The sequence below is a fragment of the Streptomyces sp. NBC_00287 genome (assembly GCF_036173105.1).
In the GTDB taxonomy this organism is placed as follows: Bacteria; Actinomycetota; Actinomycetes; order Streptomycetales; family Streptomycetaceae; genus Streptomyces.
Genome location: NZ_CP108053.1, coordinates 6,959,227 through 6,977,968, shown reverse-complemented (window position 1 = coordinate 6,977,968; position 18,742 = coordinate 6,959,227). Strand labels below are relative to the sequence as shown.

General features: G+C 69.1%; 13 protein-coding genes and 2 pseudogenes. 4 read left to right on the top strand and 11 right to left on the bottom strand.

The window, feature by feature from the left end:
* Nucleotides 1-111 precede the first annotated feature (111 nt).
* From OHT76_RS31865 to OHT76_RS31835, 7 genes and pseudogenes are all read right to left on the bottom strand, one after another.
* Nucleotides 112-2,232, bottom strand: coding sequence for a LamG domain-containing protein (locus OHT76_RS31865; protein WP_328874290.1), 2,121 nt, complete (start codon nt 2,230-2,232; stop codon nt 112-114).
* 19 nt (nt 2,233-2,251) lie between these two features.
* Nucleotides 2,252-3,086, bottom strand: a protein-coding gene (locus tag OHT76_RS31860) for an IS5 family transposase (RefSeq protein WP_443049679.1) whose coding sequence is annotated in 2 segments (ribosomal slippage) — nt 2,252-2,705 and nt 2,704-3,086 — 837 coding nt in all. Because the reading frame shifts where the segments join, the coding sequence is not laid out codon by codon here.
* A 42-nt stretch (nt 3,087-3,128) separates the two neighbouring features.
* Nucleotides 3,129-4,662, bottom strand: a pseudogene (locus tag OHT76_RS31855) (LamG domain protein jellyroll fold domain protein); the annotation flags it as partial.
* 335 nt (nt 4,663-4,997) lie between these two features.
* Nucleotides 4,998-5,823 (bottom strand): annotated as a pseudogene (locus OHT76_RS31850) (IS5 family transposase).
* A gap of 50 nt (nt 5,824-5,873) precedes the next feature.
* Nucleotides 5,874-6,191, bottom strand: a complete 318-nt coding sequence (locus tag OHT76_RS31845; RefSeq protein ID WP_328874289.1) for a hypothetical protein — start codon at nt 6,189-6,191, stop codon at nt 5,874-5,876.
* Between the two features lie 912 nt (nt 6,192-7,103).
* Nucleotides 7,104-8,432 carry a class I SAM-dependent RNA methyltransferase gene (locus tag OHT76_RS31840; protein ID WP_328874288.1) on the bottom strand — a complete coding sequence of 443 codons (1,329 nt, stop codon included), beginning with the start codon at nt 8,430-8,432 and terminating at the stop codon, nt 7,104-7,106.
* A 54-nt stretch (nt 8,433-8,486) separates the two neighbouring features.
* Nucleotides 8,487-10,535: an APC family permease gene (locus OHT76_RS31835; protein WP_328874287.1), complete on the bottom strand. Its 2,049-nt coding sequence runs from the start codon at nt 10,533-10,535 to the stop codon at nt 8,487-8,489.
* Between the two features lie 404 nt (nt 10,536-10,939).
* Here OHT76_RS31835 and OHT76_RS31830 point away from each other — a divergent pair, with 404 nt between their 5' ends.
* Together OHT76_RS31830 and OHT76_RS31825 are read left to right on the top strand one after the other, a co-directional pair.
* Nucleotides 10,940-11,611, top strand: coding sequence for a potassium channel family protein (locus OHT76_RS31830; protein WP_328874286.1), 672 nt, complete (start codon nt 10,940-10,942; stop codon nt 11,609-11,611).
* Nucleotides 11,611-12,288 (top strand): potassium channel family protein, encoded by a 678-nt coding sequence (locus OHT76_RS31825; protein ID WP_328874285.1) that lies wholly within the window; start codon nt 11,611-11,613, stop codon nt 12,286-12,288. The genes OHT76_RS31830 and OHT76_RS31825 overlap by 1 nt, the downstream gene beginning before the upstream one ends.
* Nucleotides 12,289-12,344: 56 nt before the next feature.
* Here the strand turns inward: OHT76_RS31825 and OHT76_RS31820 are convergent, their stop codons facing one another.
* The gene (locus OHT76_RS31820) at nt 12,345-13,076 is read right to left on the bottom strand and encodes a DUF3159 domain-containing protein (protein WP_328874284.1); all 732 of its coding nucleotides are present in this window, start codon (nt 13,074-13,076) and stop codon (nt 12,345-12,347) included.
* Between the two features lie 3 nt (nt 13,077-13,079).
* Entirely contained in the window at nt 13,080-13,478 is a 399-nt protein-coding gene (locus OHT76_RS31815) for an OB-fold nucleic acid binding domain-containing protein (protein ID WP_041819167.1), read from the bottom strand.
* Between the two features lie 135 nt (nt 13,479-13,613).
* On the opposite strand from OHT76_RS31815, the gene OHT76_RS31810 reads away from it, so the two are divergent.
* Nucleotides 13,614-14,183: a TetR/AcrR family transcriptional regulator gene (locus OHT76_RS31810; RefSeq protein ID WP_328874283.1), complete on the top strand. Its 570-nt coding sequence runs from the start codon at nt 13,614-13,616 to the stop codon at nt 14,181-14,183.
* A gap of 9 nt (nt 14,184-14,192) precedes the next feature.
* Nucleotides 14,193-15,371: a GDSL-type esterase/lipase family protein gene (locus OHT76_RS31805; RefSeq protein ID WP_328874282.1), complete on the top strand. Its 1,179-nt coding sequence runs from the start codon at nt 14,193-14,195 to the stop codon at nt 15,369-15,371.
* 50 nt (nt 15,372-15,421) lie between these two features.
* Here OHT76_RS31805 and OHT76_RS31800 read toward each other — a convergent pair whose 3' ends face one another.
* Together OHT76_RS31800 and OHT76_RS31795 are read right to left on the bottom strand one after the other, a co-directional pair.
* Nucleotides 15,422-16,105, bottom strand: a complete 684-nt coding sequence (locus OHT76_RS31800) for a response regulator (RefSeq protein ID WP_328874281.1) — start codon at nt 16,103-16,105, stop codon at nt 15,422-15,424.
* Entirely contained in the window at nt 16,102-18,642 is a 2,541-nt protein-coding gene (locus OHT76_RS31795) for a sensor histidine kinase KdpD (protein ID WP_328874280.1), read from the bottom strand. The genes OHT76_RS31800 and OHT76_RS31795 overlap by 4 nt, the downstream gene beginning before the upstream one ends.
* Nucleotides 18,643-18,742: the final 100 nt, after the last annotated feature.

Genomic DNA, 18,742 nt, shown 5'->3' with positions numbered 1-18,742 from the left:
TTCTCGTCCCACCCAGTCCCGTGAAGAGAAGTACACAAAGTCATCGCGGGCCAATGCGTGCCATGGCCCAGGTGAGGACGGCCATTTGAGGCCGTCCTCACTCTTTGCCCGTCAGCCGCCCACAGCCGTCTCCAGCTGTTCCGAACTGGCCATCGCACCGACCCACACGCGGACTTCTGCGACCCGGCCCGGCAGGTAGTGCTGCCACACACCACCCGTGAAACCCCTGCCGACAGCGAACTCGCCCGACCCGACGTTCGCGGTGAACGCACGGGGCTCGTCATTCTGCGTAGCGCCCAAGTAGAGGTTGATCGTGCCGGACTGAGCGTCGAAGACACCGGTCAGCCGCACCATGCCATCCAGCAGGGCGCCCTCGTCGGACGCCACCGCGCTGAACGAACCATCGGTGTTGAGGCGGCCGAAGCGCCAGAACCCGACGGGCACCGTCTTCTCCACCAAGGTCTCCGGGTCCAGCACCGTCTGTTTGTCCGTCAGCTCGAACCACAGACCCCACGCGGACCCGTCAGCAGTGCGCTGGCCCGCGACCTGGCCCTTGTAGCCGATCTCCTTGGACACCAGGCTCGCCGAGTCCAGTTCGGCCAGTGCGGTCACCGTGAACGAGCCCGTGCCGTCCACCAGCGGGCCTGCGACCGTGGCGGAGTCGTCCACGCCGTCCAGCACGATCTCCTCGCCGTTCAACGATGCGCCGCCACTCAGGGTCATCGTGCGGCCGTAGCCCGAAACGGTGTCGGCGACCGTGGTACCGCTGCCCTTGTCGGCCAGCCAGCCGCCCACCAGTTCCACGCCCGCGTAGCTCTCGGCAACCTTCAGCCGGGACTCGTCCAGGATCTGCTCGTCGGTCAGCGCGTTCTGCCACACGGTCACTTCGTCGATCACTCCCTTGAAGTGATCCACGTAGCTGTCCGCCCACATCAGCCGGCCGATCTGCATGCTTCCGTCGGCCGACCAGGACGTGCCGGCGTCGACGGACGCCTCCATTTGGCCGTTGACGTAGAGGCGAATCTTCTTGGCCTGCGCATCGTGCACGGCGGCCACGTGCGTCCACACGCCCTTGGGATGGGCCACCGTCGACGCGGCCTCCCGGACGAAGGCACCGTCGGTGGAGAAGGCGCGGATGCTCCACCGGCTGCCGTAGGAGATGGCGAACGGGCTGTACTTCTGGGACCACGGGCTCGCGCTCGTCGGGGTTTGGCTGAGTACCGTGACCGTCTTCGTCACTGACGGATCCACGCGCACCCAGGCCGAGACGGTGTACGACGAACGGGTCTCCAGAACCGGACCAGCAGTGGACGCGTAGCCCGCGCTGGTGCCGTCCAGCAACAGTCCCTGATCTGTGACGGCCTGCTCCAGCGGCAAACCCTGGGAGTCATGCGTGAGCAGGCCCCGGCGGCCGGAATGATGCCGTACCGCCCCTGTGGCCAGGCTCGCGTCATCCGCGCCGTCCCCGACAGCCGCGTCTGCTGCCGTTCCGCTCGCCTCGTCGAAGTGCCACTGGGCGACCGGATCCTCACCTGTCGCGACCTTGAACTCCACCACGTTCTGAGCGCCCCAGGTGATGGAGTCCTTGGCCCGGACATACAGCTGGTGCAGTCCCGGACTCTGAGGGGTGATGTCCACCGACACCGTCGAACCCGACTTGGCAGCAGACCAGGCGGCTTCCTTGGACAGCTTGTACTGGTAGGCGACGTTGGTGGTGTCCTCAGGGGCAGGGCTGAAGGTGAAAGTTGCCTTCACCCCCGGTCCGCCCGCTTCCGCGCAGGCGTTGGACGTGCACTCGCTGTACGGGTTACCGATCGCGATCTGCGGGGGCTTGGGCCGAGACGGATCAACCTTGAAGTAACACCACCCCGTCGTCGAGGCACTGGCTGGGCCCGCCAGATGGTCCGCTCCGCCGTTGTAGTAGGAGCGCACCCACGCCCGGTACCGGTAGAGAGTGCCGTCGGTCAGGTCCGGTGCCCACTGCATGGACAGCTTCGTGTTGTCGCCCACATAACCAGTCGAGGGCCGCAGATCGCCGCTGCCCGCCGGAGTGTCCACCCAACTGCTGCCGCTCTTGTGGTCGATGTCGAAGTACGCCCGCAGCTGCGCGTCCTTCTCGCCGCCCGGCATCGTCTGAGCCGTCGCCATGAGCGTCGGCCTCGGATGGCTCACCACCAGAGGATCCGAGGAGTCGGTCTCGCACACCGGCTTGCTGTTGACATTCAGCCCCACACCGGTCGGTTTAGAGGTCCTAACAAAGGCGTTGGACGTGGCGGTGGGTGATGAGGCAGGTGGCGAGGCCGAGGAAGGCTTCGTGGATGTCGTCGCGTCGTTCCCAGCGGATCCGCAGGCGGCGGAAACCGTGCAGCCAGGCGATCGTGCGCTCGACCACATAGCGGAACATGCCCAGGCCGCTGCCGTGTTCCTGTCCTCGTTCGGCGATGACCGGACGGATGCCGCGGGCCCAGAGCAATCGGCGGTACTTGTCGTGGTCGTAGCCGCGGTCGGCGAGGAGCGCATCGGGTCTGCGTCGGGGCCGGCCGACGACGCCGGCCACGGCCGGGACCTTGTCCAGCAGGGGCAGCAACTGCGTGACGTCGTTGCGGTTTCCGCCGGTCAGGGACACCGCGAGCGGGATGCCCTGGGCGTCGGTGAGGACGTGGTGCTTGCTGCCCGGCCGTGCGCGGTCGACCGGGCTGGGGCCGCTTTGGGCCGCGCCGAGCGGCCCGCACGTGGGAGGAGTCGATCACCGCCCGCGACCAGTCCAGCTTCTTCGCTACCCGCAGCTTCTTCAGCAGTATCAGGTGCAGTTCGTCCCACACGCCGGCCTCGTTCCAGGCGGCCAGCCGCCGCCAGCACGTCATGCCCGAGCCGAAGCCCAACTCCTGTGGGAGGTACTCCCATTGGATGCCGGTGTGCAGCACGAACAGGATCCCGCACAAGGCCTGCCGGTCCGGTACCCGCGGCCGGCCCTCCACCAGCTTCGGCCCCGGCTCGGGCAGCAACGGCTCGATGAGCGACCACAGTTCATCCGACACGATCCAAGGCCGCGACTGTCGCTTTCCCACGACCAGACCAACGACCATCCAAGCCGAAGGTCACATGATCAACAGCTTCTGTTAGGACCTCTTAGCGGGCAGGCCGACAAAGTCCACCGCAAGGACCGCGTCGTTCTTGAACCGCTTCCACGCCGCGGTGTCGGTCTCGTCGTTGGCCTTGATCAGCAGTGTGAGCCGGTCGAACTTACCCGCAGCGAAGTCCCGCACCGTGGGGGTCAGGTTCTCGTTCGACTCGTCCGGGCTGTCGTTGAACTCGATCGGCGCGTCCGGCGAGTCCGGGTCGCACGCCGAGCCACGCCCGGCGGACACATTGCGGTCCACCATCAAGTCCAGATGCTCCGGACGGGACGACCAAGTGGTGGCGTCCGAGATGTTGCGTGTACGGACCAGGTCAACCCAGCGGGGGTCGCACTGGAACGCCCACGGCTCGGTCACGCGGAACGTAGCATCCAACACCCGCTTGCCCTTCAGGCTGGCCGCGGAGAACTCGAAGTACAGCCGCTGCACATAGCCCGGACCGCAGTAGTAGCCGTTCCAGGTACCGCACTTGCCGGCCCGCCCCCTTGCCGACCTCGTCCTCACCATTGCTCCAGCCGTACGACTCATAACCGTCGCTACGCAGCAGGGTGCGCTCCGACTCGCCCCAGCTCACGGTCGGATCGATGAACAGCGGAAAGGCCGACTCCGGGGTCGTCGACATCATCTCCGCGTCCGGTACGACCGTCAGAGAGTCCTCGGTGACGTCCACGTCCATACGGGCCACCGCATCGCCCTGTCCGGGCTCCAGGCCCGAACCTGACGGGGCCGTCTCCGAGGGGTCGGACGGCGCGGCCTCATCCACGGCGACCGCTTGCGCTGCCATGAGTTGCGTCTGCGTCCCCGCAGCCGACTCCGCCTCTCCGGCCGAGTCCCACATGCGCGCGGGCGGCGCCCTGAAGACACGACGTCCGTCCATATCGACGGCCGCAAGATTGCCAGCCGCGCCCTCGCTTACGACCAGGCCCTCGGTCTCAAGCCCGAAGGTGAGCTTCTTCAGCTCCTCGCTCGCCGCGGCCTCGGGAGTCCTGACCACGAACACCGGCTGGAAACTCTCGGGCGTCGCGGTCACCTTCAGATCGACGCCCGGCAGCACATCGGCGTACAGAACGCTGGCCCCGTCGAGCGCCGGGGCAGGCAGCTCACCCGGCCATTCGAGCTCCAGGGATCTGCCCTGATCGTCGATCCTGGCGAGAGGCGAACGGTCTCCGCCGCCCGAGAAGGCCATCTGCACGGCGGCGGCCTTCGGCCCCACCGAACCGTCGGATCGTCTCTCCAACGTCGCGTCGGGCGCCTGCCAGCCACCGCCCGGCTTGGCCACCCGTACCGGGACCACCGACTCCTCAAGGGTGAAGGTGTAGCCATCTGGGTTGGCATAGACCGTGGTCCGCTCCGAGCGCTCCGCGGTCACCTCCACCCGCTCACCGCTCTGCTGAGCCTCCGCCAGAGCCTGTTGCCCCTCGGACAGGGCCGCCGTCGCCTCGTCAGCGGCCGCCGTCGCACCGGAACGCGGGGTCAGCACGGGCAGAGCGGCAAGCAACACCCCCGCGGTGATCGCGCCGACCAGACGCCGACCGGATCTGCCACCCTCGCCGTCGGCACGACGACGCCCTCTCAACTTCACAGCCCCACCCCTGAGTTGCTGTCCATAGCCGAACGCACGTGACGGAACGGAGTACACCGTTTACGAAGCGCAAGAGAAAGTAAAGGGCTCGTGATGAAACTGTGACTCCCTCAGGTGGGACTGATGGCGGCTACAACTCCGCGACCTCCGTGAAAGTGCTGGGCCGCCCACGAGCCCTAACTGCGGGACACCCCTCACCAGCCGCGAGCCGATCGAGAAGCACGTGCTGCCGTTCACACAATGCAGGCCGTCGATCCACGATCAACAGCCCACACAGCTCATAGAGCTCGTAACACGATCAGGGGGGCCTTCTTGAGGCGTCCCCAGCAGATGAGGCCACAGGCCAGGGAAACGAGGGCGTCGTGCAGGTCGAGGCGTCTTCCCCAGCGAACGGCCAGCCGCTTGAAGTGGTGCAGGAGCGAAAAGGTCTGCTCGACGACGTAGCGGAGCTTGCCCAGGCCCTTGATGTTCGGGGCACCCTTGCGGGAGATCACCGGCAGGATCCGGCGCCGCGCAGCTCACGCCGATTGGGATTGCTGTCGTACCCCTTGTCGCCGAGCAGGGCGTCGGGGCGCCTGCGCGGTCGGCCGGGTTTGCCGGCCGCGGGTGGGATGGCGTCGACCAGGGCCAGCGTCTGAGTGACGTCGTTGACGTTGGCCGCGGTGGTGATGACCTTGAACGGAGTGCCTCTGCCGTCGCAGATCAAATGGTGCTTACTGCCCGCCTTCCCGCGGTCGACCGGTGACGGGCCGGTGGCCTCGCCCCCTTTTTCGCGCGGATGTGGGAGGCATCCACGCAGGCCCGGGTCCAGTCCAGTTCGTCGGCCGCTTGCAGCTCGGCGAGCAGGAGGCGGTGCAGCTTGTCGAAGACACCGGCCTCGTGCCACCAACCGAGTCGGCGCCAGCAGGTCTGCCCCGAGCCGAAACCCAGCTCCAGCGGCAGCAGTTGCCAGCTGACGTCGTTGTAGAGCACGTACAAGATGCCCTGCAGGCACAGCCGGTCATGGACCGGCTTCGGGCCGGGAGCCTTCTACGGCCAGGGCGGCAGCAACGGCTCGATCAGCGCCCACAGTTCATCGTCTACGATCCACGGCCGATTCCCCACACCCCACGAACGGCGGAATCGTCGTACTGATCACGCCCGACCAGCACACCTCAACAAGATCGTGTTACGAGCTCCAAGGCGCTCTCGGCGGCGTGGAAGCCGTCCATGCCGTGTACCCCGGCGCCGGGGGGAGTCGCTGGGGAGCAGAGATAGATCCCGGGCACCCCCAGGCTGTAGGGGTGCAGGGTGGCACGCGGCCGGAAGGGGATCTGGAGTGCGGTGTTGGCGCCGGCGCTGATGTCGCCGCCGACGTAGTTGGGGTTGTAGTCCTCCAGGTCGGCCGGGCCGCGGGAGGCGACAGCCAGGACCTGGTCGCGGAAGCCAGGAGCGATGCGGGAGATCGGGGTCGACGATGGCTTCCGTGGCATCGCCGGTGTATCCGTTCGGCACGTGGGCGTAGGCGTAGAGCGGGCGGGTTCGCGGCCAACGTCGAACGGCTCGGATCGACGAGGTACTGCTGACCGACGAGCACGAACGGCCACTTCGGCATCTTCCCTCGCGTGGTGGCCGCCTCTGCCGCGGCGATCTCGGCGGCCGTACCGCCGAGGTGCAGGGTGCCCGCGCGCCGGCAGGCCGGGTTGGTCCAGGGCACGTGGCCCTCGATGGCGAGATCGATCTTGAATGCCGCCGGCCCGTAGGTGTAGCCGCTGAACGCACGGCGGACCGGTCGCCGACGATCCGCAGTGCCCCGGCGGGAGCGGTGTCGAGGATGACAACGTCCGGGACCGTGCCCGCGACCTCGCGGATCTGATCGAGCGAGGAGATGCGGACTCCGGTGAGCACCTTCCCGCCGGACGCCGCCAGTTCGGCGAGCAGCGCGCGCGATGGACTCCGTGCCGCCTTCGGCTACCGGCCAGCCCACGGCGTGCGCGGCGGCAGTGAGCATGAGCCCCACCGACGATCCGAGCGGACCGTCGACGCGCCCGAACTTGTGGGCAGCGATTCCCCCCGCGCTCTCGGCTGCAAGAAACGTAAGGCCGAGATGGCACCTGGCACCGCCGCTGGGGAGACCAAGCGGGACGCACGTACCAGAGTCCCTGCCCGTGCCGATGGAACCCTTCCGCGCGGCCCGGGCCGGAGAGGTCCGGCAGGTTGAGATTCCCGCTTCGAGCGTCATGCGAGCGTCAAGAATCTCCGGACGAGACCTTGACTGCGTCCTCCGATACAGCGCCTCCCCCATGAATGCGCAGGTCAGGAAGGTTGTGAGGGGCGCCGTCCGCTGGAACCGCTGGACGGAGTGAAACAGGTCGAGCCCTCTACCCTGGCCACAAAACCGCAGGTCAGACGCCCTTGTCAACTGGCTCCAGAATAGCCACGCACTCCACGTGCGACGTCATCGGGAAGAGATCGAACACCCGCAACGTCCGCACCCGATACCCCCCATCCCGGAAGTACCCCAGATCCCGGGCCAACGCCGCCGGGTCACAGGCCACGTACGCGATGCGTCGCGCCCCGAGGGACGACAGGTGCTCCACCGTCTTGCGGCCCGCCCCCGCGCGCGGCGGGTCCAGGACGATCAGGTCGACCTCGGTGATACCCGTCCGCGGCAACACCGCCTCGACCTTGCCCTGCTCGATCCGCACCCGGGGAAAGTCCGCGACGTTGTGGCGAGCGTCCTCGACCGCGCGCTTGCCGGACTCGATGCCCAGCACCGCGCCCGCCTCACCCAGCCGGTCCGCCAGTGCCCCCGCGAAGAGGCCGACGCCGCAGTACAGGTCCAGCGCCATCTCGCCCTTGCGCGGCAGCAGGCCCTGCATGACTGCCTTGACGAGGGTGTCGGCGGCCATCGGGTGGACCTGCCAGAAGCCGCCGCTGCCCACGCGGTGCGTACGGCCGTCGGCCCGCTCCCGCACGAAGGCGCGGCCGTGGACGCGGTGGATGCCGCCGTCCTTCTCATCGACCCGCATGACGGACACGGGCTTGTCGAGCTCGACGAGGGGCAGCCGGGCGCCCGGCCTGGGCTCCAGGATCACCATGCGGTCCTGGGAACCGGTCGCCGCGATGGCCTCCACGGATGCCATCCCTGACCAGTCACGGTCCTCGATGCCCAGCTCGCTCACGCCCTCGGCCGCGATCATGCAGTGCTCGATCGGCTCGACCTCGTGCGAGCGGTGCCGGCGCAGACCGGCGTTCCCGTCGGCGTCCACCGCGTACTGGACCCGTGTACGCCACTGCGGCACCTGCCCGGCCGGCAGCTTGTCGCCCTCGGCGGGCATCACCGTGCCGTCCCAGCCGGCCTCCTCGGGCGTGAGCCCGGCAAGGCGCTGCAGCTGTTCCGCGACGACCTCGCCCTTCAGCCGCCGCTGCGCCCCCGGCTTCGCATGCTGCCAGTCGCAGCCGCCGCAGCGGCCGGGACCGGCGTACGGACAGGGCGCCTCGATGCGGTCCTTGGACGCGTCGAGCACCTCGACCGCGTCCGCGCGCAGGAAGCGGGCACCCTCCTCGCCCTCGGTGACCCGGGCGACGACCCGCTCCCCGGGCAGCGCGTGCCGTACGAAGAGCACCTGGCCCTCATCGGTGCGGGCGATGCAGTGGCCACCGTGGGCGACTGGCCCGACCTCGACCTCGTACTCGGCCCCCACCAGCGACTTCTTCGGTTCTGCCTGCATGGCGGGGTGACTCCAGTTGCGTAAGGAACGAGGGGCGGACAACAGCCCACCAGTCTACGACTGTTTCGAGGACTCCTTCGCCCGCTCCTGAGCGGGACCACGCCGCACAGAACCCGGCGCGTTCCACTCCTGCCGCTTGCGGGCCCGCTTCTTCGCGACCTCGGAGGACTGGAGCTGGTAGGGCACCGACGTCACCATCACACCCGGCGTGAACAGCAGCCGGCCCTTCAGGCGCAGGGCGCTCTGGTTGTGCAGGAGGTGCTCGTACCAGTGGCCGACGACGTACTCGGGGATGATCACGGACACGGCGTCGCGCGGCGACTCACGGCGCAGATTCTTGACGTACTCGATGATCGGCCGGGTGATCTCGCGGTACGGCGAGTCGAGGACCTTCAGCGGTACGTCGATGCCGCGCCGCTCCCACTCGGCCTTGAGCGCCTTGGTCTCGGCCGGGTCGACGTTGACGCTGAGCGCTTCCAGGGTGTCGGTGCGCATCAGCTTGGCGTAGGCGAGGGCGCGCAGCGTGGGCCGGTGGATCTTGGAGACCAGGACCACGGAGTGCACGCGCGAGGGGCGGACACTGTCGTCGCTCGGGCCCTCGGGGGCGGCGATCTCCTCGGAGACGCGGTCGTAGTGCTTCCGGATCGCGCTCATGGTCGCGTAGAAGATCACCATGCCGAGCAGGGCGACCCAGGCGCCGTGGGTGAACTTGGTGACGAGGACGACGACCAGGACCAGGCCGGTGAAGAAGGCGCCGAAGGTGTTGATCGCGCGGGAGCGGATCATGTGGCGCCGCTTGGCGGGGTCCTTCTCGGTGCGCAGGTGGCGGTTCCAATGGCGGACCATGCCGGTCTGGCTGAGCGTGAAGGAGACGAACACGCCGACGATGTACAGCTGGATCAGACGCGTGGAGTCGGCGCCGTAGATCCACACCAGCAGGGCGGCCGCGCCGGCGAGGAGCACGATGCCGTTGGAGAACGCGAGGCGGTCGCCGCGGGTGTGCAGCTGGCGGGGCAGGTAGCGGTCCTGGGCGAGGATCGACCCGAGCAACGGGAAGCCGTTGTACGCGGTGTTCGCGGCGAGGAAGAGGACCAGGGCCGTGGCGGCGGCGAGCAGGATGAAGAAGAACGTGCCGTCGCCGAAGACGGCGGCGGCGACCTGCGAGATCACCGGGTCCTGGACGTAGTCGCTGCCGACGGCCACGCCGTCGTTGATGAGGTCCTTGGCCGGGTTCTCCGCCATGTGCACATCGGTGGCCATGGCGAGGCCGATGATGCCGCAGAACATGGTGACCGCGAAGAAGCCCATGAGGGCGAGCGTGGTCGCCGCGTTCTTCGACTTGGGCTTGCGGAAGGCGGGGACGCCGTTGCTGATCGCCTCGACACCGGTGAGCGCGGCACAGCCGGAGGAGAAGGCGCGCAGCAGCAGGAAGACCAGCGCGAATCCGGCCAGGCCCTCGTGCTCGGCCTTGATCTCGAAGTCGGCGGTCGGCGACTTCATGGTCTCGTCGAGGACCAGTCCCTGGAACGCGCCCCAGGCGATCATGATGAAGACGCCGGCGACGAAGACGTAGGTCGGGATCGCGAAGAGGCTGCCGGACTCCTTCACGCCGCGCAGGTTCATCAGGGTCAGCAGCACGATGATGCCGACCGCGCACAGGACCTTGTTCTCGACGACGAAGGGCACGGCCGAGCCGAGGTTCTCCACACCGGAGGAGATGGACACGGCCACGGTGAGGACGTAGTCCACGAGCAGCGCGCTGGCCACGGTCAGGCCCGCCTTGGGGCCGAGGTTGGTGTTGGCCACCTCGTAGTCGCCGCCGCCGCTCGGGTAGGCGTGCACGTTCTGCCGGTAGGAGGCGACGACCGTGAACATCAGGACGACGACCGCGACCGCGATCCAGGGGCTGAAGTGGTACGCCGACACACCCGCGATGGACAGGACCAGCAGCACCTCGCCGGGCGCGTACGCCACGGAGGACAGCGGGTCGGAAGCGAACACGGGGAGTGCGATGCGCTTCGGCAGGAGCGTTTCGCCCAGCCGATCACTGCGCAGAGCGCGCCCGATCAGGATCCGTTTGGGCACGTCGGTCAGTTTGGACACAACAGAGGATCGTAGGCGTTCGAACGGGCTGCCGCCCACCCGCCACCCCACTTGTCCATCGCCCCTGCTCTCCGGGTGAAATCGGGGGTGGCGCGGCTGCGGATTCCGTAGCGCACGGCATCGGCATGCCTATATGACAAAACCCGCCCGTTTTCCCGGCCGTTGCCGCCCTCCGGAGGTCCCATGGACAGCACCGCCCAGCTGATCGGCGCCGCCGCCGCACTCGTCGGCCTCGGAATCCTGACGCTCGCCAGCGTCCGCAGCATCAGCCGCCGCTGATCGTTCCGAACTCACGGCAACCGTGCACAGGGGTGCCGACGTCCTACCGCGCGTGTGTAGCTTGGGCGTCGATCTGAGACCCTGATCTCGCTGAGCAGTATCTCTTGACACCTGGAAGGACGGTCGTGCACATCGTCATCATGGGCTGCGGAAGAGTGGGTTCCGCTCTCGCCCAGACCCTGGAACAACAGGGGCACACGGTCGCTGTGATCGATCAGGACCCCACCGCCTTCCGCCGACTCGGCCCCGGTTTCGGTGGCCGCCGGGTCACCGGTATCGGCTTCGACCAGGACACCCTGCGCGAGGCGGGCATCGAAGAGGCCGGCGCCTTCGCCGCCGTCTCCAGCGGCGACAACTCCAACATCATCTCCGCGCGCGTGGCCCGCGAGATGTTCGGTGTGGAGAATGTCGCGGCCCGTATCTACGACCCCCGCCGCGCCGAGGTCTACCAGCGTCTCGGCATTCCCACCGTGGCGACCGTCCGCTGGACCGCCGACCAGATGCTGCGCCGGCTGCTCCCCTCGGGTGCCGAGCCGCTGTGGCGCGACCCCACCGGTGGCGTCCAGCTCGCCGAGGTGCACACCTCGGCAGCCTGGGTGGGCCACAAGATCAGCAAGCTCCAGGAGGAGACGGGCGTCCGCGTGGCGTTCCTGACCCGCCTCGGTGAGGCCATCCTGCCCAGCTCGCAGACGGTGTTGCAGGAGGGCGACCTGGTGCACGTGATGATGCGTGCCGACGAGGTCGACAAGGTCGAGGCGGCGTTCGCCAAGGGTCCCGAAGAGGAGGGCGGTCACTGATGAGGGTCGCCATTGCCGGTGCCGGCGCAGTCGGCCGCTCGATCGCGGGCGAGCTGCTGGAGAACGGCCACGAGGTCCTGCTGATCGACAAGGCGCCGACCGCCATCTCGGTCGAGCGCGTCCCGCAGGCGGAGTGGCTGCTCGCCGACGCCTGCGAGATCACGTCCCTGGACGAGGCGGCGCTCCAGCGCTGCAACGTCGTGATCGCCGCGACCGGCGACGACAAGGTGAACCTGGTCGTCTCCCTGCTGGCGAAGACGGAGTACGGCGTCCCGCGCGTCGTCGCCCGCGTCAACAACCCCAAGAACGAGTGGCTCTTCAACGAGTCCTGGGGCGTCGACGTCGCCGTCTCCACTCCCCGTCTGATGTCCGCCCTGGTCGAGGAGGCGGTCAGCGTCGGCGACCTGGTCCGCCTGCTCCGCTTCAGCCACGGCGACGCGAACCTCGTCGAGCTGACCCTGCCCGAGGAGTCGGCCCTGGCCGGCACCCAGGTCGGCGACGTCGAGTGGCCGCAGGACACCTCGCTGGTCACGATCATCCGAGGCACCCGGGTCCTCACCCCGACCCGGGACGACTCCCTCGAAGCGGGCGACGAGCTCCTGTTCGTGGCCGCCCAGGCCCGCGAGGAGCAGCTGGAGGACCTGCTGTCGGTGCGCCGCGAGGGCACGGCGGACTAAGGGTGACGACGACGAAGGGCGCCCCGGGAAATCCAGGGCGCCCTTCGTCGTCGTCACTACTGCGCGGACCGCCCCGCGGCCTCGCGCTCCTTCTCGGCCTTCTCCGCCGCCTCCATCTCCGCGAACACGTCGATCGGAGCGGGCGCCTTGGCGAGGAAGACCCACGTCAGCCAGACGGCCAGCAGGAACGGCGGGATCTTCAGGGCGACCAGGACCCAGCCCAACTGCTCGGTGTCCGCCCACCAGTACAGCGGGAAGAGGATCGCGCACTTGGCGAGCAGGATCGCGCCCCAGGCGTAACTGGCCTTGGCGTACGCCTTCTTGCGGCCCGGGTTGCGCTTGCGCCAGGAGAGGTTCTCCTTGAACACCGGGCCGAGGATCAGTCCGATCAGCGGGACACCACACAGCGTGGTGATGATGTACGCCAGACCCAGGCCCAGCGTGTAGAGCATGCCCGGCAGATAGAAGTCCTTGGCGTTGCCGGTCATCATCGCGAAGACGACACCGAAGGCGACGCCGAAGACACCGCTGAAGGCGTGCTTGACGGTGTCCTTCATCACCAGGCGGACGGCGACGAGCAGCAGGGACACACCGAGGGCGGCGATCGCCGACAGGTGCAGGTCCTTGTTGATGGTGTAGATGGTGACGAAGAGCAGTCCGGGCAGCACCGTCTCGACCATGCCGCGCATGCCGCCGAAGGCCTCGAACAACGCGTCCTGGGTCACTGCCCGGGAGTCGTGCTCAGCTTCTGCGGTGGTGTCTTCGGTCGGCTTGTCGAGCGACGTCACCGGCTACTCCCGTCCGAGCGGTCTCAGTTCGTATTTCGGGTTGAACAGCACCCGGCGGCCCCGGCTCATCGAGATCCGGCCCGATGCGATCAGCTTGCGCCCCGGCTCTATCCCCACGATGGAGCGTCTGCCGAGCCACACCACGTCCAGCGCGGCGGAGCCGTCGAACAGCTCGGCCTCCAGGGCCGGGACTCCGGCACGCGGCCGCAGAGTGACCGTGCGCAAGGTACCAGTAACGGTGACTATCTGTCGGTCGTGGCAGTCACCGATGCGGATGCAGCCGGCGGTCTCGGCGTCCTCGCGCAGTTCCTCGGACTCCAGGTCCTCCTGCGACGAGGAGAGCCGGTCGAGCATGCGCCGGAACCGGCCCACCGGCTTCTCGGAACGAGGAACAGAACTCATGTCTGAAGCGTACCGGGGTGCACCGACACCTACGTACCCGCGGGGAGCGGGCTCGAACCAGCGGTGAGCGGCTCTCGACTTGCCTAAAGCCTTTAGGCAATCCCATACTGGCTTTCGGTAAATGAAGGGACGGTCATGGTACGCGCAGGACTCACCCCGGAGCTGTTGACCCGGGCCGGGGCGGACCTCGCCGACGAGGTCGGCTTCGACCGGGTGACCGTCTCGGAGCTCGCCCGCCGGTTCGACGTCAAGGTCGCGAGCCTGTACTCGCATCTGAAGAACTCCCAGGAGCTCAAGACCCGGATCGCCCTGCTCGCCCTGGAGGAGCTCGCCGACCGGGCCGCGGACGCGCTGGCGGGCCGGGCCGGCAAGGACGCGCTGACCGCGTTCGCCGACGTCTACCGCGACTACGCCCGCGCCCACCCCGGCCGCTATGCCGCGGCCCGCTTCCGCCTCGACCCGGAGACGGCGGCCAGGAGCGCGGGCGTACGGCACGCCCAGATGACCCGGGCGATCCTGCGCGGCTACGACCTGACCGAGCCCGACCAGACCCACGCCGTCCGCCTCCTGGGCAGCGTCTTCCACGGCTACGTCGACCTGGAACTGGCGGGCGGCTTCAGCCACAGCTCCCCCGACAGCGAGGAGTCCTGGGCCCGCATCCTGGACGCCCTCGACGCCACCCTGCGCAACTGGCCCCGAGCCTGAAGGTCCCTCATGCACTCCACGCCCCTCACCCCCGCCCTCGTCCGCGGCGCCCTCGACCTGGAGCGCACCGAGCACGGTCTGCTCCCGCACCGGCTGCCCGCCCGGGCCCGCGCCCAGTACGCCGACCCACAGCTCGCCATGGTCGAGTCCCAGCCCTCGGGCGTACGACTGGCCTTCCGCACCCGCGCCACCGCCGTGACGCTGAAGACACTGCCCACGAAGCGGGCGTACGTCGGCGCCCCGCCCCGCCCGGACGGCGTCTACGACCTGCTCGTCGACGGCGTCCTGACCGCCCAGCTCGTGGCGACCGGTGGCAACACCCTCACCATCGACATGTCGACCGGCACCGCCGAGCACCGCCCCGGCCCGGTCGCCACCCTGCGCTTCACCGGACTGCCCGCCCGGGAGAAGGACGTGGAGATCTGGCTGCCGCACAACGAGACCACCGAACTCGTGGACCTGCGCACCGACGCCCCCGTCGAGCCGCTGCCCGAACGCGGCCGCAAGGTATGGCTGCACCACGGCAGCTCCATCAGCCACGGCTCCGACGCGGCGAGCCCCACCGGCATCTGGCCCGCCCACGCCGCGGCGCTGGCCGGCGTCGACCTGATCAACCTGGGCTTCGGCGGCAGCGCCCTGCTGGACCCCTTCACCGCCCGCGCGATTCGGGACACCCCGGCCGACCTGATCAGCGTCAAGATCGGCATCAACCTGGTGAACCTCGACCTGATGCGACTGCGCGCCTTCACTCCGGCCGTCCACGGCTTCCTGGACACCATCCGCGACGGCCACCCCGACACCCCGCTGCTGGTCGTCTCCCCCATCCTGTGCCCCATCCACGAGGACACGCCGGGCCCGGGCGCCTTCGACCTCGCCGCACTCAGCACGGGACAGCTGAAGTTCCAGGCACTCGGCGACCCCGCGGAAGCGGCCACCGGCAAACTGACGCTCAAGGTGATCCGCGAGGAACTGTCCCGGATCGTCGAACAGCGCTCGACGGACGACCCGAACCTGCGCTACCTCGACGGCCGCGACCTGTACGGCGAACAGGACTACGCCGAGCTGCCGCTCCCCGACGAACTCCATCCGGACGCGGCGACGCACCACCGAATCGGCGACCGCTTCGCGGAACTCGCCCTCCGACAGGGGACTACCGCTCGAAGCGGTACCCCATCCCAGGCTCCGTGATGCTGCATCCCCCGGGGGACAACCCCCGGCCCCCCGGCCAGCCTCGCCGCTCACTTCTCGAAGCGATACCCCATCCCAGGCTCCGTGATGAAGTGCTTCGGATGCGACGGATCCGCCTCCAGCTTCCGCCGCAACTGCGCCATGTACACCCGCAGATAATTCGTCTCCGTCCCGTACGACGGCCCCCATACCTCCTGCAACAACTGCTTCTGGCTCACCAGCCGCCCGGCGTTGCGCACCAGCACCTCCAGCAGATGCCACTCGGTCGGCGTCAGCCGGACATCCGCCCCGTCCCGGTTGACCTTCTTCGCGGCCAGGTCGACGGTGAACGTGCCGGTCTCGACGATGACGTCGTCCTCGCCGCCCCCGACGGGCTCGGCGCGCCGGACCGCCGCCCGCAGCCGGGCCAGCAGCTCGTCCATGCCGAACGGCTTGGTGACGTAGTCGTCGGCGCCCGCGTCCAGCGCCTCGACCTTCTCGTCGGAGGAGTGCCTGGCGGACAGCACGAGGATCGGCACCCGGGTCCAGCCGCGCAGGCCCCGGATCACCTCGACGCCGTCCATGTCGGGAAGTCCGAGGTCGAGGACGACCACATCCGGGTGGCGGGCCGCGGCCAGCTGAAGGGCCGTGGCGCCGTCGTGCGCCGCGTCCACCTCGTACTTGCGGGCCTTGAGGTTGATCACAAGGGCGCGCACGATCTGCGGCTCGTCTTCGATCACGAGCACCCGGGTCATCTGGCCTGCCTTTCGGGTTCCGGCACTTCGGGGTAAACGAGCTGGTCGGCGGCGACGCGGAGCGTGAGGACCATCGTGAGGCCGCCGCCGGGAGTGTCCTCCGCGTTCAGCGTCCCGCCCATCGCCTCCGCGAACCCGCGCGCCACCGCGAGTCCCAGCCCCACCCCGGCACCGCGCGGAGCGTCACCGTACCGCTGGAAGGGCGCGAAGATCCGCTCCTTGGCGTCGTCGGGGACACCGGGCCCACGGTCCACGACCCGGACCTCGACCCGGTCGGCGAGGGAGCTGGCGGCGACGAGGACAGGGGTGCCGAGCGGGCTGTACTTCACGGCGTTCTCGACGACATTGGCGACCGAGCGCTCCAGCAGCCCGGGGTCGACGGCGACCATGGGCAGGGTCTCCGGGATGTCGAGTTCGACGCTGTCCTCGGGCACCCCGCCGAGCGCCATCGGCACCACTTCGTCGAGGTCGATCTCGCGGACGATCGCGCTGACCGTGCCGGTCTGGAGCCGGGACATGTCGAGGAGGTTGCCGACCAGGTGGTCCAGGCGGTCGGCGCCCTCCTCGATCCCGGCGAGCAGCTCCGCCTCGTCCTCCTCGGACCAGGCCACGTCGTCGGAGCGCAGGCTGCTCACGGCCGCCTTGATCCCGGCGAGCGGGGTGCGCAGATCGTGGCTGACGGCGGCCAGCAGCGCCGTACGGATGCGGTTGCCCTCGGCCAGCGCACGGGCCTGGTCCGCCTCCTCCTTGAGGCGGCGCCGGTCCAGGACGACGGCGGCCTGCGCGGCGAACGCCGCCAGCACCCGGCGGTCCTCGGCGGGCAGTACCCGGCCGGTCAGCGCCAGCGCCATGTGGTCGCCGACCGGCATGTCGACGTCCGCGTCCTCCGGGTTCGTGCACGGCTCGGGTCCCACGCTCCCGGCGCAGGTCCAGGGCTCCACGTCGCTCTGCCGCTCCAGCAGGGCGGCCGACTCCATCCCGAAGGTCTCCCGGACCCGTTCCAGCAGCGCCTCCAGGCTGGTCTCGCCGCGCAGCACATTGCCGGCGAGGAAGGAGAGGATCTCCGACTCGGCGCGCAGCCGGGCGGCCTGGTGGGTGCGGCGGGCGGCGAGGTCGACCACGGAGGCGACGGACACCGCGACCCCGATGAAGATCGCGATGGCGACGATGTTCTTCGGGTCGGCGATGGTGAACCGGTGCAGCGGCGGGGAGAAGAAGTAGTTCAGCAGCAGCGACCCGAAGGCCGCCGAGGCCAGCGCCGGGAAGAGCCCGCCGAGCAGCGCCGCCGCCACGGTCGCCGTCAGGAACAGCAGCATGGTGTTGGCGAGGCCCAGGTCGACTTCGTTCAGCGCCACCGTCAGCAGCACGGGACCGAGGAGGCCGACGAGCCAGCCCCAGGTGATCCGGGCCCGTCCCAGCCGCGCCCCCCGGGCGACCGGCAGCCCACGCCCCTTGGCGACCTCTTCGTGCGTGACGATGTGCACGTCGAGGTCCGGCCCCGACTCCCGCGCGACGGTCGCTCCGACGCCGGGCCCGAAGATGTACTGCCAGGTCTTGCGGCGCGAGGAGCCGAGCACGATCTGAGTGGCGTTCACCCCGCGCGCGAAGGCCAGCAGCGCCACCGGTATGTCGTCGCCGACGACATGATGGAAGGTGCCGCCGAGATCCTCGACGAGGGTGCGCTGTACGGCGAGTTCCTTGGGCGAGGCCGAGGTCAGGCCGTCGCTGCGGGCGATGTAGACCGCGAGCACCTCACCGCCGGCGCCCTTCTCGGCCAGCCGCGCGGCCCGCCGGATGAGGGTCCGGCCCTCGGGACCGCCGGTCAGCCCGACCACGATCCGCTCGCGCGAGCCCCAGATCTTCGACACCCGGTGGTCACTGCGGTACTGCTGCAGATACTCGTCGACCCGGTCGGCCACCCACAGCAACGCCAGCTCGCGCAGGGCCGTGAGATTGCCCGGCCGGAAGTAGTTGGACAGGGCCGCGTCGACCTTGTCGGACCGGTAGATGTTGCCGTGCGCCATCCGCCGGCGCAGGGCCTGCGGGGACATGTCGACCAGCTCGATCTGATCGGCGCGACGCACCGCCTCGTCCGGCAGGGTCTCCTGCTGCCGTACACCCGTGATCGACTCCACGACGTCGCCCAGCGACTCCAGGTGCTGGATGTTGACGGTCGATATGACATCGATCCCGGCCGCGAGCAGCTCCTCGACGTCCTGCCAGCGCTTGGCGTTGCGGGAGCCGGGGACGTTGGTGTGGGCGAGCTCGTCCACCAGCGCCACCCGGGGACGGCGGGCGAGCACGGCGTCCACGTCCATCTCGGTGAAGGCGCTGCCGCGGTACGCGAGCTCCCTCCGCGGGATCTGCTCCAGGCCGTGCAGCATCACCTCGGTGCGCGGCCGGTCGTGGTGCTCCACGAAGGCCACCACACAGTCGGTGCCCCGCTCGGCACGCCGGTGCGCCTCGGACAGCATCGCGTACGTCTTGCCGACGCCCGGTGCCGCGCCGAGGTAGATCCGAAGCCTGCCGCGTCCCACAGCGTCGACCTTACGACCAGCAAACCCGACATATGCCACCGGGTACGGCCGCCGGGGCGTCTTTGACGCAACCCTGACGCACCGCACCCGGCGGCGGGCT